Origin of the sequence: Sulfurimonas lithotrophica, assembly GCF_009258225.1 — a bacterium.
GTDB lineage: Bacteria > Campylobacterota > Campylobacteria > Campylobacterales > Sulfurimonadaceae > Sulfurimonas > Sulfurimonas lithotrophica.
In genome coordinates this window covers 13,076-28,964 of sequence record NZ_CP043617.1, presented here as the reverse complement: position 1 = coordinate 28,964, position 15,889 = coordinate 13,076, and the positions used below count along the sequence as shown (strand labels likewise).

Annotated in this window: 14 protein-coding genes; 8 read left to right on the top strand and 6 right to left on the bottom strand. The window is 33.6% G+C overall.

The features are described from left to right. Positions 1–142 precede the first annotated feature (142 nt). The 4 genes from FJR48_RS00125 (at position 143) to FJR48_RS00110 (ending at position 6,064) form a co-directional block, all read left to right on the top strand. Positions 143–1,660, top strand: coding sequence for a DUF3373 family protein (locus tag FJR48_RS00125; RefSeq protein ID WP_152306157.1), 1,518 nt, complete (start codon positions 143–145; stop codon positions 1,658–1,660). A 275-nt stretch (positions 1,661–1,935) separates the two neighbouring features. Next, positions 1,936–3,426 carry an NAD(P)/FAD-dependent oxidoreductase gene (locus FJR48_RS00120; protein ID WP_152306156.1) on the top strand — a complete coding sequence of 497 codons (1,491 nt, stop codon included), beginning with the start codon at positions 1,936–1,938 and terminating at the stop codon, positions 3,424–3,426. Positions 3,427–3,576: 150 nt separating this feature from the next. Next, complete coding sequence (locus FJR48_RS00115) at positions 3,577–3,894, top strand: cytochrome C (protein WP_152306155.1); 318 nt, start codon at positions 3,577–3,579, stop codon at positions 3,892–3,894. 52 nt (positions 3,895–3,946) lie between these two features. Then, a complete protein-coding gene (locus FJR48_RS00110; protein ID WP_152306154.1) occupies positions 3,947–6,064 on the top strand; it encodes a WD40 repeat domain-containing protein in 2,118 nt (705 codons plus the stop codon). Positions 6,065–6,067: 3 nt separating this feature from the next. Here FJR48_RS00110 and fliI read toward each other — a convergent pair whose 3' ends face one another. From fliI to FJR48_RS00085, 5 genes are all read right to left on the bottom strand, one after another. Further along, positions 6,068–7,372, bottom strand: a complete 1,305-nt coding sequence (fliI, locus tag FJR48_RS00105) for a flagellar protein export ATPase FliI (RefSeq protein WP_152306153.1) — start codon at positions 7,370–7,372, stop codon at positions 6,068–6,070. A gap of 5 nt (positions 7,373–7,377) precedes the next feature. Then, complete coding sequence (folE, locus tag FJR48_RS00100; protein WP_152306152.1) at positions 7,378–7,962, bottom strand: GTP cyclohydrolase I FolE; 585 nt, start codon at positions 7,960–7,962, stop codon at positions 7,378–7,380. 90 nt (positions 7,963–8,052) lie between these two features. After that, the gene (locus tag FJR48_RS00095) at positions 8,053–10,002 is read right to left on the bottom strand and encodes a ribonuclease J (protein WP_152306151.1); all 1,950 of its coding nucleotides are present in this window, start codon (positions 10,000–10,002) and stop codon (positions 8,053–8,055) included. Positions 10,003–10,016: 14 nt separating this feature from the next. Next, positions 10,017–10,802 carry a 16S rRNA (adenine(1518)-N(6)/adenine(1519)-N(6))-dimethyltransferase RsmA gene (gene rsmA / locus FJR48_RS00090; protein WP_152306150.1) on the bottom strand — a complete coding sequence of 262 codons (786 nt, stop codon included), beginning with the start codon at positions 10,800–10,802 and terminating at the stop codon, positions 10,017–10,019. Between the two features lie 42 nt (positions 10,803–10,844). Beyond that, a complete protein-coding gene (locus FJR48_RS00085) occupies positions 10,845–11,309 on the bottom strand; it encodes a CZB domain-containing protein (RefSeq protein WP_152306149.1) in 465 nt (154 codons plus the stop codon). Positions 11,310–11,490: 181 nt separating this feature from the next. On the opposite strand from FJR48_RS00085, the gene hisF reads away from it, so the two are divergent. The 4 genes from hisF (at position 11,491) to FJR48_RS00065 (ending at position 14,391) form a co-directional block, all read left to right on the top strand. Next, complete coding sequence (gene hisF, locus FJR48_RS00080; protein ID WP_152306148.1) at positions 11,491–12,249, top strand: imidazole glycerol phosphate synthase subunit HisF; 759 nt, start codon at positions 11,491–11,493, stop codon at positions 12,247–12,249. A 121-nt stretch (positions 12,250–12,370) separates the two neighbouring features. Continuing rightward, positions 12,371–12,913 carry a phosphorylase family protein gene (locus FJR48_RS00075; RefSeq protein ID WP_152306147.1) on the top strand — a complete coding sequence of 181 codons (543 nt, stop codon included), beginning with the start codon at positions 12,371–12,373 and terminating at the stop codon, positions 12,911–12,913. After that, positions 12,910–13,986, top strand: a complete 1,077-nt coding sequence (gene rlmN / locus FJR48_RS00070; protein ID WP_152306146.1) for a dual-specificity RNA methyltransferase RlmN — start codon at positions 12,910–12,912, stop codon at positions 13,984–13,986. Before FJR48_RS00075 ends, rlmN begins: the two co-directional genes overlap by 4 nt. Before the next feature lie 159 nt (positions 13,987–14,145). After that, positions 14,146–14,391 carry a hypothetical protein gene (locus FJR48_RS00065; protein WP_152306145.1) on the top strand — a complete coding sequence of 82 codons (246 nt, stop codon included), beginning with the start codon at positions 14,146–14,148 and terminating at the stop codon, positions 14,389–14,391. A gap of 579 nt (positions 14,392–14,970) precedes the next feature. On the opposite strand, the gene FJR48_RS00060 is transcribed toward FJR48_RS00065, so the two are convergent. Then, the gene (locus tag FJR48_RS00060) at positions 14,971–15,879 is read right to left on the bottom strand and encodes an RluA family pseudouridine synthase (RefSeq protein WP_152306144.1); all 909 of its coding nucleotides are present in this window, start codon (positions 15,877–15,879) and stop codon (positions 14,971–14,973) included. Positions 15,880–15,889: the final 10 nt, after the last annotated feature.

Below are 15,889 nucleotides of genomic sequence, written 5' to 3'. Positions count from 1 at the left end.
ATATATATAATTTGTCTAAGTTATATAAATATTTCTTATGCGTACTTTTGTAACAAAAGGGTGATTATTTATCACTTTTTTATCAAATTTCTTTCGGGTTTGTGATATGATGGTAAGTGAATATATTGATGAAGGAATTCGAATGAAAAAAATAATTGCTCTTTCTGCCACTGCAGCTTTTCTAAGTACAGCAGTATACGCAAATGATGATTTACAATCTCAGATTGATAAATTAAATAAACAAGTTAATTACTTACAAAAAAAAGTTAGTAGTGTAAATGCTCAGGCGGCAAATGACAATATCAAGTTTGATGTAGATTTTCGTACAGCCGTTGATAAAATTGAATATGAAAGTGTAAACGGTAATAAATATAAAAATACTAATTTATATTCTAATCGTTTATGGTTAAATATGGGTTATGCACCTACTGATGATATGGTTTTTAAAGGTCAACTTTCTTACTATAAAGCTTTTGGTGCTTCTTATGGTCAACGTGGAACAGGTTTTGGATTTGATACATTTGACTGGATTTCAAGTGAAACATTAAATGACGATAAAGTTCGTGTGCGTGAAGCTTATTGGTTATGGATGCCTACATTTGGTGATGCTAGAGTTACTGCAAGTATCGGTCGTCGCCCATCTACAAACGGTTACCTAGCTAACTTAAGAGAAGATGACAAAAAACCAAAATCTCCACTAGGTCATGTTATAAATATGGAATTTGACGGTGCATCTGCCGGTGTTACTTTAGATAAGGTTCTACCTGGTTTTATGGTTAAACTTTGTTTAGGTCGTGGTTTAACAAATGCAACCGGATGGGCTTCTAATGCAACTTCTCGTATAACACCTACCGGTTTCAACTCGTTTACAGGTGGTTCAACACAACCTAACTATACGGAAGATGGAAACAACTTAGATACTGTAGATTTATACGGATTTATTTTTGTACCGTATGATGATGGTCAATACGCGGTTAAAACTACATGGTATCGCGGTAAAAACGTTCCCGGTTTAATTTTATCAGATTATAGCGCAGGAGCTGATGCTACAATGAACACTGCTGATGACGTTCAAACTTGGTCAATGCAAAATACTGGAGATATGGATGGAATGGCTGTATCATTTAAAGTTGACGGTATAGGTAATGAAATATCCGACTTCTTAGATGAAACAACTTTCTTTGCTTCTTATGCTATGAGTAAATCTCATCCGGCTTCAGTTAATCGTACAGCCACTGCTACAATGGTTGCACAAGGTATGGGAATAACTGGTTCAATGTTGGGTAGTAATAAATCTGAAACAGGTCATTCTTACTGGCTTGGTGTAAATATGCCAAACTTAACAGGCGGTAGATTTGGACTAGAGTATAATCATGGTGATGAACACTGGAAGTCATTCACATACGGTGAAGACACTATGTCCGGTTCTAAGCTTGCTACACGTGGTAATGCTATAGAAGCTTATTGGACACAACCTTTAATCGATAATGTATTTTCTATGCAAGTTAGATATACGCAAATGAATTATGACTACTCTGGATCAAATGGTTTCTTTGGTGATGGTAGTTTATCTTATAAGGTAGATTCAATTATGGGTAAAATGATGGATGAAATAGAAACTGCTCAAGATTTAAGAGTATATTTCAGATATAGATACTAATCCAAAATATTTAATAGAAATAAGTGTTTTTCACTTATTTCTGTTTCAATTCTTAAAAAAATACTAAATAAACTTCTACTTATAATAATTATTACAAAAACCTTTCAAACTCCCTGCCTGACTATATTTGACAAACTTTTAATTATGTAATTTTCAGACATATAATCAAAAATTTGTGATAACTCTCTTAAAATTGTCAAAAATGGCAATTTTTAAAAATATTTTAAGCTTATAGCAAGTAAAATCAATCACTTTATTAACACAAGGGAAATTATATGTCTAAAAATCAAATCCTAGAAGAGATTCTAAACGAAGTTGATAAGCACCCTGAGATTATGTCTCGTCGTGACGCTTTAAAATTCATGAGTGTTTCACCTGTTGCTGCTTCAGTAATGGCTGGAACAACTGTTGGTGCAGCTAGTGCTGTTGCTGCTGATGTAAAAGGTAAAATAGTTATCGTAGGTGGTGGACTTGCAGGTATGAGTACAGCTGCTCGTCTTAACAACTCTATTAGCAATGCTGATATTACCGTTATTGAGCCGGATCCTACATCTGTATCTTACCAACCTGGTCAAACTTTAGTAGGTGCCGGAATTTGGGACAAAGAAGATATTATCTATAACAGAGATGACTTCTTACCAAGTGGTGTAAAACTAATTAAAGGTAGCGTTACTGCTTTTGACCCTGACAATAACTCTGTAACTGTTGACGGTTCTAAAGAAGTTAAATACGACCAAATGATTATTGCTACAGGTGTTATGCTAAACTATGCACAAATCAAAGGTCTTGAAGGTGAAATCACTTCAAGTGGTACTGATAACTCTGCAGTTAAAAACTCAGGTATAGGTAAAGACGGTCTTCACTCTATCTACTTCCGTGATGGTGCAGAAGCTACTTATAAAGGTATTGAAGAGTTAATCGCTAAAGCTAAAGCTCACAAAGGTCCTGAAAAACTACAAGCTGTATTTACTCACCCAAATACACCTATTAAATGTGGTGGTGCTCCTAAGAAAATCATGTATCTTACAAATTCACGTTTAGAAGAAGCTGGTGTTCGTGATAAAGTTGAGTTAACTTTCTATCCAAACGGTGGTGGAATGTTCGGTATTAAAGATTATCACACTGCAATCGTAGAACAATTTAAAACTCGTGGTTTCAAATGGCACTACAAACATAACCTTATCGAAGTAGATACTGCTACTAAAACTGCTGTATTTGACAAGCACTGGAAAGAAAAAGGTGCATACGATGAGGACTTAGAAGAGTACACTATGGTAACTAAACACGAGCGTGTAGAAGTAAAATATGACTTCATGCATATTACGCCTCCTATGAAAGCTCCGGACGTAGTTGGAAACTCTGCTGTTGGTTCTGCTAAAGGTTGGGTACCTGTAAACAAAGAAACTCTTCAACATGTAAAATACCCTAATGTATGGTCTTTAGGTGATGTTGCTGCTGTTCCTATGGGTAAAACAGGTGGTTCAGCTCGTAAACAATATAAAGTAGTTGTTGACAATATGATTGCTGCAATGCAAGGTAAATCTTTAACTGCTAAGTATGACGGTTATACTGTATGTCCGCTTATTACTAGCATCGGTACTGTAATGTTAGCTGAGTTTAACTGGGCTTCTAAACCTGCAGGTTCAGGTAAAAATGCTGCTTCATTCCCGTTAGACCCGACTCAAGAGAGATGGATTTGGTGGTTACTAAAAGTTTATGCTCTAAAACCAATGACTATTCACGGAATGCTTTCAGGCCGTGCTTAATCAAATTTTCCCTTTTTTGGGAAAATTCTTCTAAAATCTTCAATTTTACGCTTTTACACACTTTCATAAATATTGTATGTAATTTATGTGATAAATCTTAATTTTATATTTTCTTAGTTAAAATACATCAATTTTCAATAGGAGAAAAAAATGAAAAAAATGATTAAAATCGCTTTAGCTGCATTAGTAATGCTAACTATGAGTGCTACAACACTTAGTGCAGATCCTGCAAAAGGTCAAAAACTATACCTTAAAAAATTAAAAGGTGCATGTGGAATGAACGGTGCAAAAATGGCTGCAAAACACTCTCAAATGGAATGGGAAGCTGTTAAAGGTGACTTAGCTAAAGAGATTAAAAATATTTGTCCTAAAGCAAAAGACAGTGCATTAAAAGATAAATATTTACAACACTATTTTGACTTTTTCTACGAGTACGCTAACGACAGTGGAAACGTTCCATCTTGTTAAGTACTTTTTGAGCCTTTTAAGGCTCAATTTTAGTTTTAACGGAGCTAGCTGATTGTCTGAAATTATAGAGTGCATTAAGGCTAGATCATTCATAACCTCTCTCAAAACAACTTCTACCGACGAACTCGCTTTTTGTACAAAACTTCATGGTGCAAAAATTTTTTCTACCAAAAATTGTAATGTTAAATACCACTTTACAAGCCAACATCTAAATCAAGATACAACAGCTTTTACATTTAATCTGCAAGGTAACCTTATTGCTTTTGCAAATATAAAGGCTATATATATAGCCGATATAGAAAAAAAAGAGATTTTAAAAATAATTCCCACCGATGACCAGCACATTCAAATACTAACATTTGATGAAACATCTAATTATTTAATAGCTGGTAATGAAAACGGTAGAGTAACCCAATATAACTGGGCAAATTCTTCTGCAATATCGAGATTATGTTCATTTCCACATGAGTGTAGCGATAGAAAATATATACGTAAAAACTACGTTAGTGCGCTGTGTGTTAAAAATAATCGTTTAGCATGCTCAGGGTTAGGTGGAGCAATAATTGTATTAGATATGTACTCCAGAGCGAATAAAATCGTTTTACAAAATACTAATTCAAGAATCAATGCTTTACACTTTATAGATGATGATACAATTTTAAGCGCAAACTTTGACGGTCTAATAAGCATATTTTCTATAAAGCAAAGAAAATTATTAAGTGAAATAGACACGCCTCTTACACAGATTCGTCAAGTTTTACCAATGCCAGAGTCAAACTATATCATGCTTTGTTCAAATACAAATTACGTAAGTATTGTTGATATTAAAAACTCCAAAATGTTGCAACACAAATATATGAGCTTTGACGATAAAGTAATCAGACTCTCATCTATAGACTATAAACATGTTGCCGTTGCTTTAAGAAGCGGTTTTATCAAAAAGATTGAACTCTCTTGTGAAGAAGATTTAAAATCCTTGGTACTACACAACTCTTTAGACAAAGCGTATGAACTTGTTGAAAAAGAACCGATGCTAAAAAGCACAAAAACTTATATGGATTTAAATAAACTATATAATAATATATATAATAAAGCTATAGTCGCATTGATAAACCAAAATACTTCTTTAGCAAATGAACTGCTAAAAATGTTCAAAAACATACCTTCTAAACAAAAAGAAATTAACTCTTTATTCATTGCTTTTAAAAATTATAATAATCTAAAACTTCTATATTTAAGTAAAAAACTCTCTCTTGCCTATGCTCTTTGTTCTAAATATCCGGAGTTGGAAAAAACACCTATATTTAGAAAGATGGAAGAGATTTGGAGGGATGTCTTTAAAAATGCACAAAGACAAATACTGCTTAACAAAACACAAAATGCAAGATCCCTGCTTCAAGAATATAAAACAATACCTTCAAAAAAGGAGATGATTGACTTAGTTCTAAACCAAAATAAAGATTTTGTTGAGTTTATCTTTGCTATAGATAAAAAAAATTATGCGAAAGCTTCTATGCTTGCTCTTAGAAATAAACTTCTAATGAAATCACCAAGTTATAATACGCTTCAAAGTGAGATTGAATACAAAACAGAACAAATCAAAAATTTTATATACCACGGCGATGTTGCAAATGCAAGAATAGCAATATCTATTATAAAAGATGTGCCTTATTTAAAGCAGCAAATTTCCGACTTTGATAGAGAGTGCAAACATTTAGAAGCTCTTCAACACTATTATAAAGAAAATAATTTAAAAAAATGCTATGAAACCTTAGACATATACACGAGTTTATATACAACCGAACTTGGCGAACTCTTAGAAAAACATTGGCAAAAAATAGTTGAAGAATGTGAGAGTTATGCCCTTAAAGGAAAGATATCGGATATAAAGAACACTCTTGGGCTATTAGTAACCTTAAAGAGCAGGGTTGATAAAATCGGTGATTTATTTAGACTTGCATTTCATATAAGAGTCAAAACATATCTATCTAAGCGTTCTTTTAAAAATGCTCAACAACTCATTTATTCATACATAGATACATTTGGACTAGACTATGAGATAAAAATGCTGATGAAAAAATACGAACAAAAGACTAAGCATAAACTAGCTATTACACATGACATTACAACCCAGAGAGACAGTTGGTTGTTTTCAGAATTTATTCAATAATAACTATTTAATAATAGACAATATTTCTTGCATACTCTGTTCATAAGGAATTTGATTATCTGCACGTTGTTTTAAAAAGTTCTCCATACTGTCTTTTTTTTCTATAGCTTCATCAAGTTCTTTATCTGTACCTTTTATATATGCACCTATACGGATTAGCATCTCGTTCTCTTTTAAAAGAGTGTACATTCTTCTAAACTTCATTACTGCATCTATATGTTCTACGCTTGTAATGTCATTCATAACCCTGGATGCAGAGTTTAATATATGGATAGGCGGATATATACCAAAGTCGGTAAGTTCACGTGAGAGTACAATATGACCGTCTAAAATCGACCTACTTTGATCTGCAATAGGGTCACTCATATCATCACCCTCAATTAAAACAGTAAAAAATGCCGTAATACTACCTTTACCAACCTCTTTTCCTGCACGCTCCATAAGTTGCGGAAGTAAAGTTAGGGATGACGGAGGATAACCTTTTGATGTCGGAGGTTCACCAAGTGCAAGACCTATTTCACGTTGTGCCATAGCAAACCTGGTAACGGAATCCATTATAAAAAGGACATCTTGACCTTTATCTTTAAAATACTCGGCAACACTCATAGCCGAAAAGGCTCCATACTTACGCATAAGAGGCGAGTCATCGGAAGTTGCAACGATGATTACGGTATTTGTCAAATCACCGCCGAGGTTTTTCTCTATAAATTCCGGTACTTCACGTCCACGCTCACCGATAAGTGCTACAACTTTAACAGGTGCATCAGCACCGCGAACAATCATACCCATTAAAGTGGATTTACCTACCCCACTTCCTGCAAAAATACCAAGCTTTTGACCTTTTCCACATGTCAAAAGACCATCTATACTTTTAACCCCTACACTAAATACCTCATCTATCATTCCACGCTTCATTGCAGGAATAGGCTCTTTTATAATCGGGGCTGTTTGAGTGTTTTTTATGGGACCTTTACCGTCTATGGGTTGCATAAACGGGTTTACTACACGACCTATTAAACCTTCACCTACATTTATATTTAATCCGTTAGAATCTAAATATACTTTATCGCCGGCACGAAAACCCTCAACAAAACGAAATGGAGTTATATAAAAAGTATTACCGTCTATTTCGGTAACCATTCCTACCGTTTCTTGTCCATTATAGTTTGATATGATTTTTACCATATCGGAGATGCTGACATTTAATCCTGTTGCAGTTATTACCGTAGCATTAATTTTAACCACTTCTCCAAAATGTGTAGAGTGGCTAACAGACGATAATTTTTCTTTTAGGGAGCTAAACGGCATAAAATTTAGTATCTAGTTCCTGTAGGAGAATTTATTAAAGAGAAAAACTCGCCTCTGGTTTTTTCATCTTTTTTAAATAATCCGCGAAGAGCAGAGGATGTAGTTGTAGAGTTTATTTTTTCAACTCCACGCATCTCCATACACATATGACGAGCCTGAACTACAACTGCTACACCTTTTGGGTTTATAGTCTCCATAATTGCATCTGCAATTTGCTCAGTTAACTGTTCTTGTATCTGCATACGACGTGCAAATACATTTACAACACGTGGAATTTTTGAAAGTCCAACCACTTTTCCGTCTGGAATATATGCCACGTGTACACGACCTATTATAGGTAAGAGATGATGCTCACAAGTTGAATATAGTTCTATATCTTTTATAAGTACCATCTCATCATTACTGGATGTAAACAAAGCTGATTCAAGTATCTTTTTCGGATCTTCCTTATACCCACCAAATATAAATTCATATGCTTTTTTAACACGACTAGGAGTATCAAGTAGCCCTTCACGATTTGGGTCTTCCCCTACATGTTCCATCATAGTTTTTACAGCATTTTCAAACTGTGTATCTTTAGTATCAGACAATATATAACCTTTGATATTTAATAGGGAATTATACTATATTTTAAAGTTATTACCCCCTCAAGGTATAAGGGAGGGGATAATAATTATATATTATTGAACAAATACGTGTGGAACAATAAGCGGATATTTTTTCATTTTACGGTAGATATGTTTGCGTACAACTTGACGTAAATCATTCTCTAATGCACGACCGTTTTCTAATAAACCGTCTTTAATATGAAGTAAGAAATGTTCTAGTACATCCTCCATCTCTTTAGCAAACGCTTTATCTTGTTTGTCGGCAACTAAACCAAATGTAGTAACTTTAGGTTTTGAGAGCATCTTAGCATGTTGTCCATCAACCTCTGCTATAAGCATAACAATACCGTCAGATGCAAGTTTTTGGCGATCAAGTACAATATCGTCATCAATTTTATGATTATTTTGGTTGTCTATATAAGTTTTACCTGATTTAACGGTTTTAACTTTTCTCATATATTTTGGAGCTACCTCTATAGAATCTCCATCATTCATAATATAAATATTTCTCTCAGGAATTCCACACATTACAGCTGTCTCTTTATGGCGTACAACATGATTATATTCACCGTGAACCGGTAAGAAAAACTTAGGGTTTGTTAGACGTAACATGAGCTTTTGTTCTTCTATAGAAGCATGACCAGATACGTGAATATCTTTATCGTGAGATATTTTTGCACCTGCTCGTTGAAGGTGGTTAAGCATTCCTGAGATGCTTCCCTCATTACCAGGAATTGCACGTGAGGATAATACTACCAAGTCCGTAGGCTTAATTTTAACATGCCTGTGCTCACCTATACTCATTCTAAACAGAGCTGAGCTTGGCTCTCCTTGGCTTCCCGTTGTAACAATTAGAACATCTTTATCATTCATATGAGATATTTGTTCAGGTTCAACAAACGCATTTTTAGGAAGTTTTACATAGTCATATTGCATAGCTATCTCAATATTACGCTCCATTGAACGACCTATTACACAGATTTTACGTCCATATTTTATACCGTATTGGATAGCTTGCTGAACACGGTGAATATTTGAGCTGAATGTTGAAAGTATTACACGACCTTCCGCTTTGGAAAAAACTCTATCAAGTGCAGGTGCTACACTTAATTCTGAAGGTGTAGGCTGTGGATTATATGAGTTGGTAGAATCACTTAAAAGACAAAGCACACCTTTTTCTCCATAGTAAGCAAGCCTGTGTAAATCAGCTGTATAGCCATCTACAGGAGTATGGTCTATTTTAAAATCACCGGTATGTATAACCGTACCGGCTTCTGTAGTAATAGCTAAAGATGAACTATCTATAATTGAGTGTGTCATATGCATCCACTCTATTTTAAAATCATCACCTATCTCATATACTTTTCTTTTTTCTATCGGATTAAAAAATCTTCTATGTTCTTTTATATGATGCTCATCAAACTTATTACCTATCATTGCTAGAGGCAGTGGCGAACCGTATATCGGGAACTGCATCTCTTTATAAAGATACGGCATAGCACCTATGTGGTCTTCATGGGCATGGGTTATAATAACAGCTTTGATTTTATCTTTTATCTCACGGATATATGAAAAATCCGGTACTAATATATCAACACCGTGCATATCTTCATCAGGAAAACTCATACCTACATCAACAAGGATTGCTTCTTTTTGTGTCTCAAACACGGTAATGTTTCCACCGATTTCGCCTAAACCGCCTAATGGTGTAATGCGGATTTTATCTTTTGAGTTCAAATCAAGTTTAAAGTGTGGATTTAATCTTTGCTTATGACCTTCTTGATTCATCGCAACAAATTTTTTAAGATTTTCATCTACTGGCGTCGATTGACGACGACGTCCTCGTCCACCGCTATTCTTATTGCGGTTTTGACTATTATTTTTGTTATTTTGTTTTGAATCTCTGTTTTGATTGCTTCTGTTATTGTTTCTATTGTTTGGTTTACGATTACTATTTGGTTTTGAACTTTCTTTTACATTACCGTTTACTTCCGGTTCTTTTACATTACCGTTCTTTTCCATCCAAACTCCTTCAATTATATTTTTTTATAGAGTTGGTGATAGTCCTTAGTATTTACTTGATGAGGGCGAATCGTTAATGTGAGACCCAGTTCTTGAAAAACCTCTTGAAGTTTTGCTTTTTCATATTTAGAAGATAAATTTTTCATCAAAGTCTTTCTAGGCTGCATAAATGCAACTCTTAGCATATCCTCGAAAGCTTTGTCAGATCTGTCTTTATCTTTTTGAATTAAAAAAACTGCAGAATCAATTTTTGGAGGCGGTTCAAAAGCAGTCGGTGGAACTTTTACAACAATCTTTGCCGTCCCTACACTTTGGGTAATAATCCCCAAAGAACCAAATACCTTCTCTCCAGCCTCTGCACAAAATTTTTCTGCAACCTCTAGCTGAGTCATTACAAGAATGTTTTTACACATTGTATCAGCGAGTGCTTTTAGGATAATATTCGTCGCAATATAATAAGGCAGATTTGCTACCAAATCATACGGCTCATCTATTAAATTACCCTCTGAGCTACTCTGCCAAGCATTGAGCACATCCCCACAATTTAAGTGGAGTTGCTTGGTATTGATCTCTTTTTTAAACTTTTCTTGTAATATCTTACATAAATCGGTATCGACCTCAAAAGCTTCTACACTTCCGACATCTACTAAATATTTAGTTAAATCACCTAAACCAGGCCCAATTTCTACAATCTTATTATCATTTTTGGGCTTCGATTGGATGATTTTGTGTAATACACTCTCATCTTTTAAGAAGTTTTGTCCAAACTTCTTTTTGGCTACTACACTATTCTCATTCATAAGCAAGAGTTTACCCTATATTTGCTTATAATTAGTTAATGTTTACATAAGTTCCTTGATTCTCTCTTCAGGTATTGCCAAAATTCTTCTCTCAAGTCTATTTATTTCATCTAAAAGTTTTTTGGATACCTCTTCCATATTTGCAAAGTATGTTTGTGCTCTTTGAGCGTCTATCTCCGTTACTTCCTTTTTCTTTCCAAAAAGTTTAGATAAAAAGCCACCTTCGGGTTTTGAAAAATATATATTAAAAATATGCATATAAATATCATGCAGTTCAAAGTGTAATTGTTCTATAGAATTCATACACTCCATAGGATTATTAGAAAGAGCATTTAACACTTGACCATCACTATAAAACCATTTACCGAATTTACATTCAGTAGAATTTACCGGTATAGCATCTTTTTCAATCTCTATTCCATTAATCAAAAGCTTAGCTTTTTGCACCCACTTTATATGAGCGGTTTTTGCCGCTCTTAGATGCTCAATTATCTCTTCTTTATCCATAACTAGCCTTTGGCTTTTTTAATATTTTAAAACAAATTTCTATATTATAACTTTCTTTTATAAATTGTAAATTAATTTATATTTTATTCAGAGAGAGATATTACTATTAAAATATAAGCTTAAAGTAGTATAATTAGTTCATTATATAAGGGTGCTTCTATAAAGCCCATAAGGTGTGTACTTGAATTACTTTGCAAAGAGAATTATCCCCTGCCTTGATGTCAAAGACGGTAGAGTTGTTAAAGGTGTTAACTTTGTCGGTTTAAAAGATGCGGGGGATCCGGTAGAAGTTGCTAAACGTTATAATCAAGAGGGTGCTGATGAAATTACCTTTTTAGACATAACTGCATCTAGTGACAACCGTGATACTATAGTTGATATAGTGGCAGAAGTTGCACGTGAAATTTTTATTCCATTAACTGTCGGTGGCGGAATCCGAAAACTTGACGATATTTACAAACTTTTAAACGTAGGTTGCGATAAAGTTAGTGTTAATTCTGCTGCAATAAAACGTCCTGAACTTATAAATGAAGGTGCAAAACGTTTTGGCTCACAATGCATCGTTACTGCTATAGATGTTAAAAAAACAGGCGATTCTTATAATGTTTATTTAAACGGCGGTAGAGTCGATACCGGTATAGATGCAGTTGAGTGGGCTAAGGAAGTAGTTGATCGTGGAAGCGGTGAAATACTTTTAACCTCTATGGATGCAGACGGTACAAAAGCAGGATTTGAACTTAACATTACAGAGCAGATTTCCAGCGTTGTAAACGTGCCTGTTATTGCCAGCGGTGGGGCAGGTACTATGGAACATATAAAAGATGCATTTAATCATGGTGCAGATGCAGCACTTGCAGCAAGTATTTTTCACTATAAAGAGATTGATATAATGGATTTAAAACATTATCTAAATGATGAAGGTATAGCAGTAAGACTTTAGTCTTATTGTTTCATGAGTAATATTTAGTATGCTTGAGTTTTCAAAAGCAAAATGTTTCATGTGAAACATTTAAATTGCTAAAGTTATACTACTAAATAATAACTACAAAAAAGGATACACCATAATTATCTGCGCCGGAAATAACGAAACTTTTGATTTTGCAACTCCAATGGGAGTAGGTCTTATAGAATCTGCAATGAACATAACACGCCTTTGTTTATTTGATAAACCGGAATTTTTACTGTTTGTAGGAACTGCAGGAAGTTATGGTAAGCATGAGATATTTGACATTATAGAATCTAAAACGGCTTCTAATATTGAGTTAGGGTTTTTAGATTCTTGTGCATATACACCTTTGGACAACGTCGTATCAACTAACACAACTAACACTCAAGATATTATAGTAAACTCATCTAACTATATATCTACATGTAAAGAGCAAACAAAAAAGTTTTTAAAGTTTGGAGTAGAAATTGAAAACATGGAGTTTTACTCTGTTTTAAAAATTGCTCAGGAGTTTAATATACCTGCAGGCGGTGTTTTTTGTGTAACAAATTATACTAACAAAAATGCTCATAAAGATTTTTTGGATAATCATACAAAAGCGAAAGAACTCTTGACTGAGCATGTCAAAAAAAGAATTAAGGAACTAACATCAGTATAACAGAGCTAAAACCGTCTCTTCTTGACTTTACAAAAAAAGAACTTTTAGACATTATAAAACCCTCCTTTCGTGTAAAACAAATACTGGGCTGGTTATACCATAACTATGCATCTGAGTATGATGATATGAAAAATATTCCTAAGTCTTTAAAGGAAGAACTAGCTAAAAAATATATAGTTAATCCATTAAAAATAATAAAAAAAGAAGTATCCTCTGATGGAACAGTAAAATATCTTTTTGAGCTTCAAGACGGTAAAACCGTAGAAGCAGTATGGCTTAAAATGAAAGATGATGTTTACGATGAATCAGGCAAGCTTATCCATGAAGCAAAATATACTATTTGTGTATCCACACAAGTCGGATGCAAAGTGGGATGCGCTTTTTGTTTAACGGCTAAAGGTGGGTTTACAAGAGATTTGAGTGCAGGGGAGATTGTGGGTCAAGTTGTTGCGCTTAAGCGTGATAATGCTCACAAACACAACCGTAAAATAAATATAGTATATATGGGTATGGGTGAACCTCTGGATAATCTAAATAACCTGGCTAAGGCTATAGAGATATTTAAAGAAGAAGACGGACTCTCTATAAGCGGTAAACGCCAAACAGTTTCTACAAGTGGACTGAGCAATAAAATAGACCAACTGGGTGCAATGGATTTAGGTGTACATATAGCTATATCACTTCATGCCGTAGATGATGAGTTAAGAACCGAGCTTATCCCTATGAATAAAGCTCACAATATTAACTCTATTATAGAAGCTGTTAAACGCTTTCCTATAGATACCCGTAAGCGTGTTATGTTTGAATATCTGGTTATCAAAGATAAAAACGACGATTTAGCATCTGCGAAAAAATTAGTTAAACTTTTGCACGGAATCAAGGCAAAAGTAAACCTGATATATTTTAATCCTTATCCCGGAACTACATATAACAGACCTGAACTAAAAGATATGCTCAACTTTCAAGAGTATCTTGTAAAACATGGTTTATTATGTACAATTAGAGATTCAAAAGGTATAGATATATCTGCTGCATGTGGACAGCTAAAAGAAAAAAATAAGGAAATCTCATGAGTTATATTGAAATATTTCAAATAATATTTTTAGTAGCTGTTTTTGCAGTAGGTGTTATTGGTTTTATGAAAGTAGCTACGTCTAATGATTCTAAAGAAGATTAGTCAATTGTAATTTTATTATGATAAAATTCCGGTATATTCTAAAAAGGAGAATAAAATGTCAGACATTCCAAAAAAAACTAATACAGAGCGTATTAAACGCATCTATGACTTGTGTGAAGAACATTTTGGAGATATCCGCTTTGTTGGTATCAAATATCATAAAAAAATCGGTTGGATTGCTAAGGCTCAATTTGACGATGGTTTTGAAAACTTAACTGCAGACGGTGAAACTAGTGTTGAAGCATTACGTAAACTAAAGAAGCGCGTTAAAAAGATTATTAATAGATATAATAAAGTGTAGAAAACCCATCGCATGAGCAAACATTTGCTATACAAATGTTTAGCCAGAAGATGATTAAGGTTTTCGTATATTCGGTCAACCAACTTCCACAAACAAATTCATTATTTTATATGCAAACGACCAACACACCAGGAAGGTCGTTTATACATGTAATAATACCCTCTTTTTCTTATAGAAAAATAATCCTTTCTGTGATAAAAAATAATCTTAAAATAATATAATTTATATATATAAAATATGTTTATGTGTATTATTCACACATTGTTCTAAGTTGTGAATAACATAAATCTATATTAACAAAGAATTTGAAAAATTATAAATATATTAAGAGTTTTTTTATCTAAATTATTACTTAAATCAAATATCTTTAACATAGCTTAAAGTCCTATTTTCAGGGCTTTATAAAGAATTTGATAATAAAAAATAACAAGTGATACAAAAAGTATACATTTATCTTTTAAAGTTATTCACATGAGAACCGTAAAGCAAATAATAACTGCTTATTATTTGTAGGTTCGGAACCGCAGATGTTGTCCGAAGGACCATCGAGGACTAAATAGTAAAGCAAATAATAACTGCTTATTTCACTACTTTATATACTTCGTTTAAAAAATCTTCTTTACTGGATATCTTATAGTTTTTATTATATAAATCAAATTCTAATTCAGATGCATGAAGCATAAGTCTGGATGCTCCACTAAGTTTTATTCTCTCATGTTCAAATATTTTTTTATCTAAAAATTTTAGTACATCTTCTTCTTTTTGTCCATAAATTGGATCTCCGACTATTGGATGTTTCACATGAAACAAATGTACACGAATCTGATGCTGTCTTCCAGTATATGGTTTACACTCAACTAGGGTCATATTTGCTTTTGGAAAATACTCTAACGGGTTAAAATATGTTTTAGATGCTTTACCATCTTTATGAACCTTCACAACCATTCTAACGATAGCACTTTCATCTTCACGTCTAAGTAAAGGTTCATCTATAGTTATCTCATTTTCAAAGTTTCCGTGGACTAAAGCTAAGTAAGTTTTATTCATGTCACGAAACTCAAACATAGATTTTATATCTTTCTCACTTTGCTTATCTTTGGCACACAAAACTAGTCCGCTTGTTTCTTGATCTATTCTATGTGCTATATTTGCATCTAACCCAAACTGATATTTTAGTTCATCTACTAATGAGTATTCCGTATTTCTATTTTGAGGATGAATCAATACACCACTTGGCTTATCAAAGACAACAAACTTATCTTCTACTCTAATAGGTTTTAACCCTCTGGTACTTGGTTCATAAACTACAAATTCAAAATGACCTTCAACTTCAGCAGTTGGTTTTGTCATAGCTTTACCATCTATGAATAACCTACCGTTTGCAATATCTCGTTGAGATTGCTTTTGAGAGATGCCGAGTTCATTTACAAGAAATTTAAAAGCTCTTTGTTTTGTCGGACTATAAAAACGCTTTAGTTTAAATGGCAATATATGTACC

What these genes read in the sequence shown, in the direction of transcription:
- FJR48_RS00125 (WP_152306157.1), top strand. Translation starts at nt 143, where the DNA reads ATGAAAAAAATAATTGCTCTTTCTGCCACTGCAGCTTTTCTAAGTACA.
- FJR48_RS00120 (WP_152306156.1), top strand. Translation starts at nt 1,936, where the DNA reads ATGTCTAAAAATCAAATCCTAGAAGAGATTCTAAACGAAGTTGATAAG.
- FJR48_RS00115 (WP_152306155.1), top strand. Translation starts at nt 3,577, where the DNA reads ATGAAAAAAATGATTAAAATCGCTTTAGCTGCATTAGTAATGCTAACT.
- fliI (WP_152306153.1), bottom strand. Translation starts at nt 7,372, where the DNA reads ATGCCGTTTAGCTCCCTAAAAGAAAAATTATCGTCTGTTAGCCACTCT.
- FJR48_RS00095 (WP_152306151.1), bottom strand. Translation starts at nt 10,002, where the DNA reads ATGGAAAAGAACGGTAATGTAAAAGAACCGGAAGTAAACGGTAATGTA.
- rsmA (WP_152306150.1), bottom strand. Translation starts at nt 10,802, where the DNA reads ATGAATGAGAATAGTGTAGTAGCCAAAAAGAAGTTTGGACAAAACTTC.
- FJR48_RS00085 (WP_152306149.1), bottom strand. Translation starts at nt 11,309, where the DNA reads ATGGATAAAGAAGAGATAATTGAGCATCTAAGAGCGGCAAAAACCGCT.
- FJR48_RS00065 (WP_152306145.1), top strand. Translation starts at nt 14,146, where the DNA reads ATGTCAGACATTCCAAAAAAAACTAATACAGAGCGTATTAAACGCATC.